This window comes from Paracoccus sp. DMF, from assembly GCF_004407025.1.
GTDB classification, from domain to species: Bacteria; Pseudomonadota; Alphaproteobacteria; order Rhodobacterales; family Rhodobacteraceae; genus Paracoccus; species Paracoccus aminovorans_B.
The window spans coordinates 55784-70288 of sequence record NZ_SOKV02000005.1 but is presented as its reverse complement, the minus strand read 5'-3'; the positions used below and the strand labels follow the sequence as shown (position 1 = coordinate 70288).

15 protein-coding genes are annotated in these 14505 nt (G+C 68.7%); 4 read left to right on the top strand and 11 right to left on the bottom strand.

Annotated elements, in window-relative coordinates; translation table 11 throughout:
- Window positions 1–30: 30 nt before the first annotated feature.
- Genes E3D03_RS04305 through E3D03_RS04295 form a run of 3 tightly spaced genes read right to left on the bottom strand, consistent with a single transcriptional unit; the run spans window position 31 to window position 1410 of the window.
- On the bottom strand, window positions 31–264 hold the full coding sequence (locus tag E3D03_RS04305; protein ID WP_010394077.1) for a F0F1 ATP synthase subunit C: 234 nt from the start codon (window positions 262–264) through the stop codon (window positions 31–33).
- Window positions 265–324: 60 nt separating this feature from the next.
- On the bottom strand, window positions 325–1065 hold the full coding sequence (locus E3D03_RS04300) for a F0F1 ATP synthase subunit A (protein WP_263565959.1): 741 nt from the start codon (window positions 1063–1065) through the stop codon (window positions 325–327).
- Window positions 1066–1068: 3 nt separating this feature from the next.
- Window positions 1069–1410, bottom strand: a complete 342-nt coding sequence (locus tag E3D03_RS04295) for an AtpZ/AtpI family protein (protein WP_017999770.1) — start codon at window positions 1408–1410, stop codon at window positions 1069–1071.
- Window positions 1411–1597: 187 nt separating this feature from the next.
- Here E3D03_RS04295 and E3D03_RS04290 point away from each other — a divergent pair, with 187 nt between their 5' ends.
- The gene (locus E3D03_RS04290; RefSeq protein ID WP_062561156.1) at window positions 1598–1948 is read left to right on the top strand and encodes an ArsR/SmtB family transcription factor; all 351 of its coding nucleotides are present in this window, start codon (window positions 1598–1600) and stop codon (window positions 1946–1948) included.
- 132 nt (window positions 1949–2080) lie between these two features.
- The gene (locus tag E3D03_RS04285; RefSeq protein WP_263565958.1) at window positions 2081–3247 is read left to right on the top strand and encodes a Hint domain-containing protein; all 1167 of its coding nucleotides are present in this window, start codon (window positions 2081–2083) and stop codon (window positions 3245–3247) included.
- Window positions 3248–3293: 46 nt separating this feature from the next.
- Here the strand turns inward: E3D03_RS04285 and E3D03_RS04280 are convergent, their stop codons facing one another.
- Window positions 3294–4895 (bottom strand): bifunctional metallophosphatase/5'-nucleotidase, encoded by a 1602-nt coding sequence (locus E3D03_RS04280; RefSeq protein WP_263565957.1) that lies wholly within the window; start codon window positions 4893–4895, stop codon window positions 3294–3296.
- 134 nt (window positions 4896–5029) lie between these two features.
- On the opposite strand from E3D03_RS04280, the gene E3D03_RS04275 reads away from it, so the two are divergent.
- Together E3D03_RS04275 and E3D03_RS04270 are read left to right on the top strand one after the other, a co-directional pair.
- Window positions 5030–5362 carry a DUF952 domain-containing protein gene (locus tag E3D03_RS04275; RefSeq protein WP_263565956.1) on the top strand — a complete coding sequence of 111 codons (333 nt, stop codon included), beginning with the start codon at window positions 5030–5032 and terminating at the stop codon, window positions 5360–5362.
- Window positions 5359–6417 (top strand): quinone-dependent dihydroorotate dehydrogenase, encoded by a 1059-nt coding sequence (locus tag E3D03_RS04270; RefSeq protein ID WP_263565955.1) that lies wholly within the window; start codon window positions 5359–5361, stop codon window positions 6415–6417. Before E3D03_RS04275 ends, E3D03_RS04270 begins: the two co-directional genes overlap by 4 nt.
- Here the strand turns inward: E3D03_RS04270 and cysE are convergent.
- The 7 genes from cysE to E3D03_RS04235 form a co-directional block, all read right to left on the bottom strand.
- Entirely contained in the window at window positions 6414–7253 is an 840-nt protein-coding gene (cysE, locus tag E3D03_RS04265; RefSeq protein ID WP_062561160.1) for a serine O-acetyltransferase, read from the bottom strand. The two genes, E3D03_RS04270 and cysE, sit on opposite strands and share 4 nt — an antisense overlap.
- A gap of 63 nt (window positions 7254–7316) precedes the next feature.
- Window positions 7317–8039 (bottom strand): DUF2793 domain-containing protein, encoded by a 723-nt coding sequence (locus E3D03_RS04260; protein ID WP_263565954.1) that lies wholly within the window; start codon window positions 8037–8039, stop codon window positions 7317–7319.
- A complete protein-coding gene (locus E3D03_RS04255) occupies window positions 8032–11922 on the bottom strand; it encodes a glycoside hydrolase/phage tail family protein (RefSeq protein WP_263565953.1) in 3891 nt (1296 codons plus the stop codon). The genes E3D03_RS04260 and E3D03_RS04255 overlap by 8 nt, the downstream gene beginning before the upstream one ends.
- Before the next feature lie 18 nt (window positions 11923–11940).
- Window positions 11941–12363, bottom strand: coding sequence for an NlpC/P60 family protein (locus E3D03_RS04250; protein ID WP_263565952.1), 423 nt, complete (start codon window positions 12361–12363; stop codon window positions 11941–11943).
- Window positions 12360–13181, bottom strand: a complete 822-nt coding sequence (locus E3D03_RS04245; protein ID WP_263565951.1) for a DUF2163 domain-containing protein — start codon at window positions 13179–13181, stop codon at window positions 12360–12362. Before E3D03_RS04245 ends, E3D03_RS04250 begins: the two co-directional genes overlap by 4 nt.
- Entirely contained in the window at window positions 13178–13810 is a 633-nt protein-coding gene (locus tag E3D03_RS04240; protein WP_263565950.1) for a DUF2460 domain-containing protein, read from the bottom strand. Before E3D03_RS04240 ends, E3D03_RS04245 begins: the two co-directional genes overlap by 4 nt.
- 3 nt (window positions 13811–13813) lie before the next feature.
- On the bottom strand, window positions 13814–14482 hold the full coding sequence (locus E3D03_RS04235) for a phage tail tape measure protein (RefSeq protein ID WP_263565949.1): 669 nt from the start codon (window positions 14480–14482) through the stop codon (window positions 13814–13816).
- Between the last annotated feature and the right edge of the window lie 23 nt (window positions 14483–14505).

The window sequence follows — 14505 nt, the reverse complement described above, 5'->3', positions numbered from 1 at the left end:
CCCCCACCCAACCGCAAGGATGGCAAAGGATCAGACTGCGAACAGCAGCAGCAGCGCGACCAGGAACGAGAAGATCCCCAGGGCTTCGGCGAAGGCCATGCCGATGAACAGCGTGGCGGTCTGCGAAGCGGCGGCCGACGGGTTGCGCAGGGCGCCCGCCAGGTAGTTGCCGGCGACATTGCCCACCCCCATGGCCGCACCGGCCATGCCGACGCAAGCCAGGCCGGCGCCGAGGTACTGTCCCAGTTGACCCAGATTTTCCATATTCATGCTCCTTGAGGCTTTGGAAAGGGTTTTCGTTGTGATCCCGATGCGGTCCGGCGCTCAGTGCGCCGGATGCAGGGCGTCCTTCAGGTAGACGCAGGTCAGGATGGCGAAGACATAGGCCTGGATCAGCGCGACGAGCACCTCGAGGCCATACATGGCGGTGATGGCGACGACCGAGATCGGCGCGATGGCGGCAATGGCGGCGAAGGCGGCAAAGACCTTGATCACCGCGTGGCCGGCCATGATGTTGCCCGCAAGTCGGATGGAATGGCTGACCGGGCGCACGAAATACGAGATCAGTTCGATCACCGCCAGGATCGGCCGCAGCGCCAGCGGCGCCGAGCTGACCCAGAACAGGCCCAGGAAATGCGCGCCGTTCTTGACGAAGCCCAGGATGGTGACCCCCAGGAAGACCATGACCGCCAGCACCGCCGTCACCGCGATATGCGAGGTCGGCGAGAAGGATTTCGGCAGCAGGGCCAGGAAGTTCGCGAACAGGATGAAGCAGAACAGCGTCATCACATAGGGGAAGTATTTCAGCCCGTCCTTGCCGGCCACGTCCTCGACCATCTTGCGGACCATGCCGTAAAGTAGCTCGGCGATGGATTGCAGACGGTTCGGCACGATGGCGCGGCCACGGGTGCCGAAGACCAGAAGCGCGGTGATCGCCAAGGCGGCCAGCGCCATCCACAGCGTCGCGTTGGTGGGCGTGTACCAGTTCAGCTCGCCGCCGAACAACGGCTTGACGACGAATTGATCCATCGGATGGAAGGTCAGGCCACCGGTTTCTTCTGCCATTTGTCACTCACCCTTGTCGTCGCCGGGCTGACCCGGTGTCTTGCCTATCTCATTGGCGGTCCGCATCATGGTCTTGATGCCGGCCGCAAGGCCCAGCAACACGAAGACCACCATGAAGACCGGCCGCAAGCCGGTCACATAGTCCAGCCCGAACCCGATCAGGAAGCCGATCCCCAGACCGGCCACCAGTTCCGTCACCATGCGCCAGGCCATGTTGGCCTGGCTGAAATGCTCTTCCCCGCGCGACGGCGGCTCTTCCTTGGCCTTCTCACCCAGCCGGGTCTCCAGCGCGCGCAGCCGCTCCGCGTCCCGGGCCCGCGCGGCGTCATGGTCGTCCTCGGCCACGGCTCACACCCCCGTTATCGGTTGCGGCGGTGATAGGGGCTGATGCCCCCCGAGTCAAGCAACGCGGGTCGCGCTGCAATGCATTGAAATTGCAAGGTTATGGAAATCGCACCGGTGCGGAAAATCCCGGGCTTGCGGCCGGCGGCGCTTCCGGACCATATTCAACCGGACAGTTAAGCAAAGCCCGATGTCCGCGCCGCACCCCAGCCTCGACGCCATCTTCTCGGCCCTCGCCGACCCGACGCGGCGGGCGATCCTTGCCATGCTGCTGGAGGACGACATGGCGGTGACCGATGTCGCGGCGCCCTTCCAGGTCAGCCTGGCGGCGATTTCCAAGCATCTCGCCGTGCTCGCGGCGGCCGGGCTGATCCGGCAGGAGCGGCGCGGCCGCATCATCTGGTGCAAGCTGGAGCCCGACGGGCTGCGCAACGCCTCGGTCTGGATGCAGGGTTTCGGTCAGTTCGAGCCGGTGGATCTCGACGATTTCGAGCGTTTCCTGCGTCACGCCCTGCCGCTGGGTGACGAGCCGGAGACCTAGTCAACTCGCGCAAAAGTTGCAAGATCGCCACATGCCCACCTTGCCGTGCAGCGACAAATTAACCTTTTATTGATAAATGGCGCATCGGATCCGTATCAAGCCTGACAACCTGTGATTGTTTCCGAGGCTGCCATGGAATACCGTATCGCGATGGCGACGTTCCCGAGCCAGGTTTACAACGACCCCGGCGCGACGGGGTCGGACAAATATCTGCCCTTCCTCAACCGCCGCGAGATCAGCTTTGCCGAGGCCCGGATGGACGAAATCCGCCTCGAAGACGATGATCCGCGCTTCGGCTATCTCTCGCGTGGCGGTTCGGGCAGCTTCTACGACGACCCCGGCAGCGAAGACGGCCAGGCGCTGCTGGAACCCGCCAGCTTCGGCCCCGACAGCGCCGCCGAGACGTTGCCGGCAGGCCAGCGGATCTCGTTCCAGGATGCCGCGATCCTGCGGGACGCGGCGGGGAACGAATTCTATGTCTGCTTTCCGACCTATGTGGATTACGACATCTCGGGCTATCCGCTCGAGCTTGGCGGGCGCCACAGCGTCCTGATCCTGCCGAAGATGCGGCTGGATTCGGGCGGCCAGCCCTCCTGGCCGCAGTTCGATCCCGCGGCGGAATTCACCTATGTCGGCAGCTACAAGATCGGCGTCGGCCAGACTTCGGTCGCCTATGATCCGACGGTGCCGGCGGCGCCCTGCTTCACCCTCGGCACCCTGATCGAGACCCCCACCGGCGCGAGACCCGTCGAGGACTTGCACCCCGGAGATGCCGTCCTGACCCGCGATCATGGCATGCAGCCGCTGCGCTGGATCGGCGGGACGGCGCTGGATGGCCGACAACTGGACCTGCAGCCGAACCTGTGTCCCATCCTGATCCCGCGCGACGCGCTTGGCCCGAGCCTGCCGGCGCGCGACCTGCTGGTCTCGCCGCAGCATCGCGTTCTGCTGCGCTCGGCCATCGCGGCGCGGATGTTCGGCGCCGACCAGGTGCTGGTCGCGGCCAAGCACCTGACCGCGCTGCCCGGTGTCCGCGTCCTGCGGCCGGCTGCCGGCGTGCGCTACCTGCATCTGCTCTTCGACCGGCACGAGCTGGTGCACTCGAACGGCATCTGGACGGAATCGCTGCTGACGGGGCCGCAGGCACTGCTCGCGCTTTCGGCCGCCGCGCGGCGCGAGATCCGCGCCCTGCTGCCCGCGCTGCCGCAGGACCCGGCGCGGCGCCTGACCACCGGCCGCCAGGGCCGCAAGCTGGTCGAGCGCCACCTGCGCCACGACCGCGCCTTCCTGCCGGCCTGAGCCGGACGCCAAACGCAAAAAAGCCGGGCAAAAGCCCGGCCCGTTCTCATTTCAAGGTGATGCGCCCGTCCAGCTTCGGCGTGAAGCCCGGCCCCTGCCGCGCCAGGTAGTCCGCCAGCACATCCGCTAGGTCGGGCCCGAAGTCATAGGCGTTGATCGCCTTCTCGGCAAAAACCTTATAGCCGTCCCCGCCGCCGCGCATGTAGTTCTGCGACACCACGCCATAGGTTGCGTTCGGGTCGATCAGCACCCAGTTCGTGCCATCGCGAACCTGCACCTCGCTGATCCGGTGCCCGGCCTCGGCCGCCGGATCGACGGTGTATTTCAGCCCCGCGACCTGCGCGAAGCGACCGGCGCCCTCTTCCATCTGGCTCGCACCGTTCTCCAGCGCCGCAACCACGTCTGCGCCTTTCAGCTGGAAGGTCGAGAGCGTGTTCTGGAACGGCAGCACCGACAGCACGTCGCCCATGGCAACCGGCCCTGCCTGGATCGAGGCCCGCAGCCCGCCGCCGTTCTGGATAGCGATGGTGATGCCCTGGTCCTTGACCCGCGCCAGCATCGCCTCGGCCACGACGTTGCCCATCTCGCATTCCCTGGCGCGGCAGGTCTCGCGATTGCCGTCGATGGGCGCGGCGATCTCGGCCACGCGCTTGGCCTTCAGCTCCTCGATGGGCGCCGCCATTTCCTTGACCCGCGCCGCCAGCTTGGGATCCGGCATGACCGAGGCATCCAGCAGGATCGGCTCGCCCTCGACCTTGACCAGCTTGCCGGCATCGTCCCAGGTCAGCACCAGATGGCCCAGGTACTTGCCATAGGCATAGGCGGTCGCGACCGGCACCTCGACGCCATCCGCACCCTTGACCATGGTGGGATAAGGCCCCTCGGCGCCCTCCATGTCGCCCAGCAGCGTATGGCTGTGCCCGCCGATCAGGGCGTCGATGCCCGCGACCTCGGCCGCGAACTGCTGGTCGCGCTTATAGCCGGAATGGGTCAGCGCGATGATCTTGGTCACGCCGGCGTCGGTCAACTCCTGCACCTCGGCCTTCAGGCTGTCCATGTCGTCCTTGAAGATGACCTTGTCGCCCGGCGCCGCGGTCTCGGGCGTGTCCATCGCCAGGGCCGAGACGATGCCGACCTTCTCGCCGCCGACATCCAGCGTCAGCGCGGCCCCGACCTTGCCCTTCAGCTCGGGCGATTGCGACAGGTCCAGGTTGCCCGAGACGACCGGGAACTTCACCCCTTCGGCCAGGATCTGCAGCCCGCCCGGGCCGTCGTCGAACTCGTGGTTGCCGACCGCCATGGCGTCATAGCCGATGGCGTTCATGAACTCGACCGTGTCCTTGCCCTTGTAGGTCGTATAGAACAGGCTGCCCTGATACTGGTCGCCGGCATCCAGCACGACGACATTCTGCCCGTCAGCCTTCAACTGGTCGCGCAGCTCGGTGATCTTGGCGCCCAGCCGGGCGACGCCGCCGAAGCATTCGTTCTTGGCCTCGGCCTCGGCGTCGCAGGTATTGTCGTATTTGGTAATCGGTTCGATCCGGCTGTGAAAATCGTTGGTATGCAGAACGTGCAGCGTGAAATCCGCCTGCGCCGCACCCGAGGACAGCACCACTGCCGCCACTGACACCAGGAGCCAACGTTTCATCTTAACCCTCTCGTCACGAAATGTCTGGACGGGGGGAAGATTGGTCGAAGCCCCGGCAGCCGTCAACCAACGAAGCCGTATGTCGCCAAAGGTTCACGCTTGACGGCGCAGCACCCGCGACGCATGAACCGGCCATGCTGGCCTACAAGATTTTCCGCGATCCCGAATACCAGGCATTCCTGCGCGATGGCCGCAGCGCCGGCGCACCGGTGGACCTGGCCGACGGCTATATCCACCTGTCGACAGCGGCGCAGCTGCCCGGCACGCTCGCCAGGCATTTCGCCGGCGAACAGCGCCTGCACCTGCTCGCCGTCGAGACCGAAGGTCTGGAGCCCCTCCGCTGGGAGCCGTCGCGCGGCGGCGACCTCTTTCCGCATCTCTACCGCGACTTGCGGACCGAGGACGTGCTCTGGTCCCGCGCCCTGCCCCTCGGCCCCGCCGGCCACGACATCGGAGACCTGGCATGACCCCCATCGAGCGGCTGGGCCTTGCCGCGCTGCACCGGCTGGACCCCGAGCGTGCGCATGACCTTTCGATCCTGGCGCTGCAACGCGGGCTGGTTCCCCTGCCCGGCGCGCCCGTCACCTCGCCGCGCCTGCGGCTTCAACTGGCGGGGCTCGAGCTACCGAACCCGGTGGGCTTGGCCGCCGGCTACGACAAGAATGCCTGCGCCCTGCCCGCGCTGATGCGCGCCGGTTTCGGCTTCATCGAGATCGGCGCCGCCACCCCGCACCCGCAGCCCGGCAACCCCAAGCCGCGCCTGTTCCGCCTGACCCAGGACCGCGCCATCATCAACCGCTTCGGCTTCAACAACGAAGGCGCGCAGGCCATCGCCACCCGCCTCGCCCGGCGCCCGGCGGGAATCCCGGTCGGGCTGAACATCGGCGCGAACAAGGACAGCGCCGACCGCAGCGCCGATTTCGCCGAAGTCGTGCGCCTCGCCGGCGCCCATGCCGATTTCCTGACCGTCAATGTCTCGTCCCCGAACACCGAAAAGCTGCGCGACCTGCAAGGCCCGCAGGCGCTGGCCGCGCTGCTGCAAGGCGTGCTGGCCGCGCGCGATGGCCTGCCGAACCGCCCGCCGGTCTTCATCAAGATCGCCCCGGACCTCGACGACGCGGGGCTGGCCGATATCGCCGCCGTGGCGCTGGCCGCGCCGGTCGATGCGATCATCGCGACCAATACGACGCTGTCGCGCGATGGCCTGACCTCGCCCCACGCAGGCGAGGCCGGCGGCCTTTCCGGCGCGCCGCTCTTCGATCGCGCGACCCGCGTGCTCGCCCGTCTCTACCGCGAAACGCAGGGCCGCGTGCCGCTGATCGGCGTCGGCGGCATCGGCTCGTCCGAGCAGGCCTGGCAGAAGCTCCGCGCCGGTGCCTCGGCGGTGCAGGTCTATTCCGCGCTGATCTATCAAGGGTTTTCGCTGGCCGCAGAGATCGCACGCGACATCGACGCCCGGCTCGCGCGCGAAAAGCTCACGCTGGCCGAACTGACCGGCAGCGGTAACGCCGACTGGCTCTAGAACAGGTCCTCGTGGCCCAGCAGCTGGTTCATGCTGCTGGAAGGTTCGGAACAGCCCGCATCGCCCACGATCCGCGCCGGCACGCCGGCCACGGTCTTGCAGGGCGGCACCTCGCTCAGCACCACCGAGCCGGCGGCGATGCGCGAATGATGCCCGACGCGGATATTGCCCAGCACCTTGGCACCCGCCCCGATCATGACGCCATTGCCGATCTTGGGATGGCGGTCGCCGTCTTCCTTGCCGGTGCCGCCCAGCGTCACCGAATGCAGCATGGACACGTCGTTGCCGACCACGGCCGTCTCGCCGATGACGATGGAATGGGCGTGGTCGATCATCACCCCGGTGCCGATCCGGGCAGCCGGGTGGATGTCGACGCCAAAGACCTCGGAACAGCGCATCTGCACGAAATAGGCCATGTCGCGCCGGCCCTGCTCCCACAGCCAATGGCCGATGCGATAGGCTTGCAGCGCCTGGTAGCCCTTGAAGAACAGGATGGGCTGCATCAGCCGATGCGTGGCCGGGTCGCGCTCATAGACCGCCAGCAGGTCGCCCTGCGCCGCCGCCGACAGTTCCGGCGACCGCGCAAAGGCATCGTCCGCGATCTCGCGCAGGATCTGCTCGCTCATCTCGCGCGAGGCCAGCTTCAGCGAAAAGCGATAGGCCAGCGCCGCCTCGAAGGTCGCGTGATGCAGCAGCCCGGCATGGATCAGCGCGCCCAGCAGCGGCTCGTCGCGCACGGCGATGCGCGCCTCGCGCTGGATGCGCCCCCAGACCGAATCGCGCGGAGCGTCGCGCATGTCGGAAAGCGGCTCGATCATGTCTTTTTGCAGGTTCATTCGGGGCCCGCCCGTCAGTTTCATCCTTCATTCTTAACTGAAACCGACGGGCGCGAAAAGCCGTCAGTCGGGCAGCCGCAGCTCCCACCAATGCAGGACCAGCCGCACCCGGCCGCCGGCGAACTGGCCTCCGGTGGCGGTCAGGCGCAAGGCGGCCGGCTGCCAGAACACGATCGGAGGCGACAGAAGCCCGCGCGCCCAGGACCCCTGCGCCTTGCCCAGGCCCTGCCCGAACTGGCGCAAGCTGTCGGCGGTGCCTGCGGTTCCCAGCGTCCACGAAGTCGCGCTGCCGGTGATCGCCTGCTGCACCCGTCCGGTTACACCGATGACCAGCGCCCCCGCCGGAATCATCATCGAGCTCTCGGACCAGGCGCCCGCGCCCAGCGTCACGTCCTCGGACATCTGCCGTGCGATCATGCCCGAGCCATGCTGGCCCAGCGTCACCGCCCCCGGCACCCAGGCGGCGCCGTCATGGATCGCCGCCACCCCCTGATCGGCGATCACCGTGCGCCGGCCATAGCCGGGCTGGACGAAGATCCAGCCGCCATTGGCGCCGATGGCGACCTTGCCGCTCTGCCCTTCCCAGGCGTTGACGGCGCCCTGCGGCACACCCCAGCACAGCCCGTCCACCACCGTTTCGGGCGGCGTGGTGCGGGTCAGACTCTGCAGCACCAGGTCCAGCTGCCCGTCCAGGCGCATCAGCGCGTCATTCACCGTGACATGCTTCTGCGCCTGGGCCGGCAGCAGCAGCGGCAGGTCGCAATTCGCGGTCGTGTTCTCAGGCATCGATCATCCTCCTAGCAAACGGCCCAGCCCCGAACGTGTCGGAAAGCTGCGCCACCTCGACGGCGAAATCGCCCCCGGCCATGGCCTGCGACCAAGCGGTCTCCGGAACCGCCCAGCGCGGCTCCGAAATCACCGCCTGCGCCAGCACCTGCCCGTCCCGGACCAGCCGGGCCGAGTAACGCTCCTGCGCCTCGCCCAGCGGCACATCGGGTCCGTCCCAGCCGTCGCCCTGCACCCGGGTGCGCCGGATCCAGGTTACGACCCGGCCGGAAATCTCCAGGTGACAGGGCGACAGCGGCCGCAGCCCCGCGCCGCGGAAGGCGGCGGCGATATGGCGATAGCTCGCGTCGTCCGGGCTGCGCGCCGCTGGCCCGATCCGCCAATGCCGCAGCTGGTTGCGGGCCGAGGGCGGCAGGTCCACCTGCTGCGCCGTCCCGTCCAGCAGCACCACGGTGCTGCCGGCGGGCCAGACCTCGGGCATGAAGGCATCCGTGCCCGCCTGCCCGCGCAGCCGGATCGCGATCTCCCACACCCCGGCCGAGACCAGACGCGCCTCGGCGAATTGCAGCAGCTCCCAACCCTCGGCCGAGCCATCACCGATGGCCATCAGATTGGCCCCCGACATCAACGCCTCGACGCTCGCCGCTTCCAGGTTGCCGCCCTTGACCCGCACCCGCAGCGCCGGCCCGCGGTCCCAGACCCCCGGCCGGGCCGCGGACAGCGGCCCCAGGGTCACGCCCATGACCGAAGGCGCCGCCACCGTCATGTTCAGCCCATAGCCGCCGACCTGCTCGGTCGAGACCCAGACCGCCGCCGCGCCCGGCCAGGGCGTCGCCGTCACCGCCAGATGCGGCGCATGCGGCGCCTCGTCGCCGCGCAGCAGCGGCAGGTCCAGAAACAGCGGCCAGACCGGAATCGGCGGCACGAAGGCCCGCGCCACCGCCTCGCCCTCGACCACCCGGGCCGGGCGATATACCCCCGGCTCGACCCGCACGGCATCGACGGTGATCGCGCCGGCACGCTCGATGCGGTCGATGCGCCAGCGCCGCGCCTCGACCCGAGGCTCGGCCAGCCGCACCACGTCGCCCGGCCCCAGATGCCCCAGCGAAGGCGGCAGCGCGAAACGCACCGCATCCCGCGCCACCAGCGACTCCGACAGCCAGCGCTCGGCCATCGCCTGACCCTCGCCCCGGGTCAGCGCCATCGACAGCTCGCTGTCCGAAACCGCCAGGAACTCCGCCCCCGGCATCAGCGTCTCGGCCGTTCGGGCGGCGTAATCCGCCCCCGCCTCGACATGGGTCAGCCGGATGCGCCCGACCATCTCGGCCTCCGCCGCGCGCGAGACCTCGACCGCCTCGACTTCCTCGGCCAGCGCCATGTCGTCCGGGCCAAGCTCGGCATCGACGCCCGCACCGCGCATGGCAAACACCAGCACGCCGTCGCGCTCGACCGCGTCGAAGCCATGCGCCAGCATCAGGGGCTGCAAGGCTGCACGCCCGCTTTCCGCCCCGGTCAGGGCATAGCCGCGCACCAGCCCGCGCAGGCCCTCGGTGTCGAATGCCCGCACCCCCGCCTCGCGGCAGATCTCGGCCACGACATCGGCCAGGGGCACGGCACCGGCACGGCCGTTCAGCCAATGTCCCCGCTCCCACGCCGGGCCGTCAGACCACAGGTCGGTGCGCGCCGGGAATGCCGGATAGGGCCGCGCATCCCAGCACCAGACATGCGCGCGCGCCATGTCGATCATCCGCCCCGCCCCGGTCCGGCCAAAGGCCGCCCGCGGCGGATTGTTCGACGGATCGCCCCAGAACTCGGTCATGGCGCGGACATAGGCCGCCTGCATCGGATCGTCGCGCCGCCCGTCCGAGAAATACGGCAGCATCGATTCCGAGCTCATCGCATCCAGGAACTTGTTGGGCTGGTTGGTGCCCTTGTCCAGCGCCGCGCAGCCCATCTCGGTGAACCAGATCGGCTTTGACCGAGGCTGCCACGCCGTCGCCTGCGCCTGCCTGACGCCGCCGATGCGGTTGCGATGCTCGCTCAACCACCAGTTGCGGATGTCCTTGTAGCGCCAGACCCAATGCTCGCCATGCGCGCCATCGACGATCGGCGTGCGCAACTGCATGGTCCGATCGACGTCGCGGGCGTAATACCAGTCATAGCCCTCGCCCCCCGCGACATTGGCGCGCAGATAGTCCGGGTTGTCGATCCGCTTCCAACCGGCGTCCAGATGGTCCTCACCCTCGCGCCAGTCGGACAGAGGCATGTAATTGTCGATGCCGATGAAGTCGATGTTCTCATCGGCCCACAGCGGGTCCAGATGGAAATGCACGTCGCCATTGCCGGGATGATGACCGAAATATTCCGACCAGTCGGCGGCATAGCCGATCTTCACATGCTCGCCCAGGATGCCGCGCACATCCGCCGCCAGCCGCCGCAGCTGCTGCACCGCCGGAAAGCTGTTCCCCGCCGCCATGATGGTGGTCAGCCCGATCATCTCGGAGCCGATCAGGAAGGCGTCGATCCCACCTGCCGCCGCGCAAAGATGCGCGTAATGCAGGATGAAGCGGCGATAGGACCACTCCTCCGGCCCGTCGTAGCTGATGATCTCGCCATCGCGCGTGAAATGCCCGACCTCGGCCGCGCCGAAGAAGCGCGCGACCTCGGCCGCAGCCGCGGCCGTGCCGGCCGGACTGCCCTCGCGTCCCGCCGCAATGCTGGTGGTGATGCGCCCGCGCCAAGGCATGACCGGCTGATCGCCCGCACCGCTCCACGGATCGGGGCGGCAGTTGTTCGCCAGTTGCTCCATCAGGATGAACGGATAAAACACCGCCTTGCGCCCGCCCTCGGCGATGGCCCGCAGCGCCTGGATGACCGAGCCATCCGCCGGCGTGCCGCCATAGATCGGCCGGTCGTTCACCCGCGCGACCTCGGCCGCGCCGCTGCGCCCGACGCCGCCCGCGCGCCAGGCCATCTCGCGCCCGTCCCGCGACAGGTCCTCGACCTTGGGCCGCACCGTGCATTCACCGACCCGCAGGTCGTCGCCGAACCACGACACCACCAGCGAGATCGAGCCGACATTCGGCAGTTCGCGCCCCAGCACCCGCATCGAGGCCTGGAAATCCGTCGGCGCCAGCGCGGTGTTGTGGTTGATGACCTGGGTCTCGCCCAGGCCCTTGTCATAGCTGACCGCCTGGGTCGCCAGCGAATATTCGCCGGTGCCTGGGATCATCGCCACGGCCTGGACCTCGCGCGACAGCCCGCGGCCCTGTTTCGCCGCGCGCGTCACCTCAAAGGACAGCTGCGGCACGCGGTTGCCCCATTTCTCCAGCGCCAGATCCTCGAAGACGACATAGGCGATGCCGCGATAGGCCGGCGCCGCGTCACCCTCTTGCGCGGCGATCACCGGGTCGGGCAATTGCGTCTCGTCGCCCGGATAGACGCGCATGTTCAGATCATCGGCCGCGACCTCCTCGCCATCGGCCCAGACCCGGCCAATGCCCAGGATCGGCCCTTCGCAGATCGCCAGCGCGAAGCTCAGCCGATAGCTGATCGAGGTGACGCTGGGGCCCGTGCCCTTGCCGCCGCCCTGCTTGCGCCGCACCTCGACCAGAGGCCCAGCCCAGATCGCATGGCCCGGCACCCGCATCTGTCCCCACAGCCGCGGGATCGGCGTGCCCTCGCCCGCGGTCTGGATGCGCATGCGGTCCACGCGGCCAGTCTCGACCGCCTTCGAGCCCGAGCCCAGCAGGCGCTGGTCGATGACCCGGCCCAGGGTGGCGCCCACGGCCCGGCCGATGACGGCACCCGAAAGCCCAAGAATCGTGCCGCCGAAGCCGGCCCCCACCGATGCCCCGACCGCCGACAGCAGAATCGTCGCCATTGCGCCCTCACCTTTCCCTTACAGCGGCGGAAACCGGAACCGCCCGGCGATCCGCGCTCGCCACGGCGCCGACAGCGGGCTTTCGACCACGCCATGCCGGTCATAGGCATGCACAAAGCTCGGCGCCGCGCCGGTTTCCGCCAGAATTCCCATATGCTTGGCGACCGCGCCGATCCTCATGCGAAAGATCAGCACGTCGCCCGGCTGCTCATCCGGGGCCGGCCGCAGCAAGCGACCGGCCCCACCCAGCAGCAACTCGATCCCGCCGGCCTCGCCCCAGTCCGGGGTATAGGCCGGCATCCTCTCGGGCTCGGGACCGCAAAGCTCGCGCCAGACGCCCCGCACCAACCCCAGGCAATCCGTCCCGACCCCCTTGACCGAGCATTGATGCACATAGGGCGTCCCGATCCAGGCCCGGGCGGCCACGACCACCGCGCTCATCGGTTCACCTTGGGCGCGATCAGCCAATCCTCGGGCGGCAGATGCGGAAAGCCGCGAAAGTTCAGATAGTTCAGGAACTTCATGCGGCAGGTCTCGCCCCGCTTGTCGCAACCCGCGATCAGCTTGACGCGGTCGCCGGCGACCGGATGGATGCCAAGCCCGGTCCAAAGCTCGATCTCGCGCCGCCCGCCGGCGGCGGCCAGGTCGATCTTGACCATGCCCGACAGCCCCTGCGCGGCCCCCGACAGAACCAGCAGCCGGCCATGCTCGAACCAGCGCGCATCCAGGCCCGAGACCCCGGACAACACGAAACGCTGCCCGTCCTCGACCGATTGCACCACGCCCTCGGCCGAATAGCCCGCCCGCGTCAGGTCGAACCGGCACATGCCATCCCCCAGTTCGGCCGAGCAGCGCGGGTAATAGACCCGCCCCTGGCCCCGGTTCAGCGGCTCGGACAGCCCGCGCAACTCGGCCCGAAAGGCCGCGCCGCTGCGCACCACCTCGCCCAGGTGACCGCGAAAGATCAGCCGTCGGTTGGCGGTATCGGCCCAGTCCACCTCCCACAGCCGCACGTCGGCCGCGTCCCAGCGCCCGGCCATCAGGTCGGCCTCGGTAATCGCCGTATCGGACAGCGCCCCCACCGCCTCGCTATTGTCCACCGATAGGCCCGAGCTCTGCACCACCGCCCGCGCCGTCAGCCCGCTGTCCGGGCGAAAGGCGATGCCGTCGAAAGCCAGCGCCCGGTCGTGGTCGGTAAAGCCCAGGACCAGCCCGTCGCTGCGGGAAACCGCCCAGGCCCGCGCAATCGTCTCGCTCATATCCGCACCTCGACCACCGGCACCTGCGGCAGATCCCCCGCCTGGAAGGACGAAACCGAGACCGCGATCCGGTCCGTATCGAAGCGCACCGGCACGTCGAACTCGAACCCGGCCGTCACCACCGCCCCCGCATCGGGCGGCACCGCAAAGCTGATCTCGCCGCTCGCCAGGTCGACCGTGAAATCGACCCCTTCGCGCTTCTCGACGGCCCCGACCCCGGCCAATACCGAGCCCTCGACCGGCTTCGTCACCGGGCGCCAATAGCGCGCCGGACCCGAGGCATAGGCCTTGCGCAGCGCAAACACCCGCTGCACCCCGTCGCCCACACCCAGATCCTGGTCCAGATGGCTCGGCGCCACGCTGGGCGCGCAGGATCTGAAATCCGCCCAGTCCTTCCAGCGAAAGCCGTGCATCTGCCCGGCCCGCGCCTCGAAGAAGGCGATCAGCGCCGCCACATCGTCCAGCGAACGCAGCCCCAGCCCGGCGTCATAGCGCCGGCGCGAATGCGCCCAAGGGGTGCGGCGCTCCTCGTGGCCGTTGGTCAGCGTCACGATCTCGGTGCGCCGTTCCGGCCCGCCGACCGAGCCGAAGGACAGGTTCGCCGGGAACCTGATCTCGTGAAATGCCATGGATCACCCGTTCCTTTCGCCGCGCGCCAAGAGCCGCCCCAGTTGCGAGGCGATCTGGCTCTGGCTGCGCTGGAAGCCCGTCACGTCGGGGGTCGAGACATTGAAGGTCACGTTCACCGCCCGGCCGCCGCCACCGGCCGCCGCAACGCCCAGCCGGCCATCGGCGCCGCGCCGCAAGGGCATGATCGCCTCGGCCCCGGCCTCGCCCATCAGCCCGGTCGCGCCGCGCATCGGGAAATAGGTCGGCTGGCTGACCACGCCACCCTTGGCAAAGGGCAGCACCCGCCCCTGCGAGAAGGCCCCGCCATTGGCGAAGGGCAGCGCGCCCGACACCATGCCGTTCACGCCCTGCGCGATCGCGCCGGCCAAGGCCTGCTCGATCGGCTTCATCGCCACGGAAAACGCCGTGTCCGCCATGCTGCGCGCGATGCCCTTCAGCGCGTCGCTCAGCTTCAGCCCGTCGAAGACCAGCCCCGAGAACGCCCGCCGCAGCCCGCTGCCGATGCCCGATGTCAGCGTGCCGACCTCGCGCCCGGTATAGACCATCGACTCGCGCAGCCGGGCCAGTTCGGCCTCGAACTCCGCCGTCATGCGGCCGGTCTGGTCCATGCTCTTGCCCAGGTTGACCGGGCCGTCCTCGTCCAGCCGGTCGAATCCGTCCTTGTTCGCCACGACGGCGCCTCCTTCTTGGATGT

What these genes read in the sequence shown, in the direction of transcription:
- E3D03_RS04280 (WP_263565957.1), bottom strand. Translation starts at nt 4,895, where the DNA reads ATGAAACGTTGGCTCCTGGTGTCAGTGGCGGCAGTGGTGCTGTCCTCG.
- E3D03_RS04270 (WP_263565955.1), top strand. Translation starts at nt 5,359, where the DNA reads ATGACCCCCATCGAGCGGCTGGGCCTTGCCGCGCTGCACCGGCTGGAC.
- E3D03_RS04300 (WP_263565959.1), bottom strand. Translation starts at nt 1,065, where the DNA reads ATGGCAGAAGAAACCGGTGGCCTGACCTTCCATCCGATGGATCAATTC.
- cysE (WP_062561160.1), bottom strand. Translation starts at nt 7,253, where the DNA reads ATGAACCTGCAAAAAGACATGATCGAGCCGCTTTCCGACATGCGCGAC.
- E3D03_RS04240 (WP_263565950.1), bottom strand. Translation starts at nt 13,810, where the DNA reads ATGGCATTTCACGAGATCAGGTTCCCGGCGAACCTGTCCTTCGGCTCG.
- E3D03_RS04305 (WP_010394077.1), bottom strand. Translation starts at nt 264, where the DNA reads ATGGAAAATCTGGGTCAACTGGGACAGTACCTCGGCGCCGGCCTGGCT.
- E3D03_RS04275 (WP_263565956.1), top strand. Translation starts at nt 5,030, where the DNA reads ATGCTGGCCTACAAGATTTTCCGCGATCCCGAATACCAGGCATTCCTG.
- E3D03_RS04290 (WP_062561156.1), top strand. Translation starts at nt 1,598, where the DNA reads ATGTCCGCGCCGCACCCCAGCCTCGACGCCATCTTCTCGGCCCTCGCC.
- E3D03_RS04255 (WP_263565953.1), bottom strand. Translation starts at nt 11,922, where the DNA reads ATGGCGACGATTCTGCTGTCGGCGGTCGGGGCATCGGTGGGGGCCGGC.
- E3D03_RS04260 (WP_263565954.1), bottom strand. Translation starts at nt 8,039, where the DNA reads ATGCCTGAGAACACGACCGCGAATTGCGACCTGCCGCTGCTGCTGCCG.
- E3D03_RS04285 (WP_263565958.1), top strand. Translation starts at nt 2,081, where the DNA reads ATGGAATACCGTATCGCGATGGCGACGTTCCCGAGCCAGGTTTACAAC.
- E3D03_RS04245 (WP_263565951.1), bottom strand. Translation starts at nt 13,181, where the DNA reads ATGAGCGAGACGATTGCGCGGGCCTGGGCGGTTTCCCGCAGCGACGGG.
- E3D03_RS04250 (WP_263565952.1), bottom strand. Translation starts at nt 12,363, where the DNA reads ATGAGCGCGGTGGTCGTGGCCGCCCGGGCCTGGATCGGGACGCCCTAT.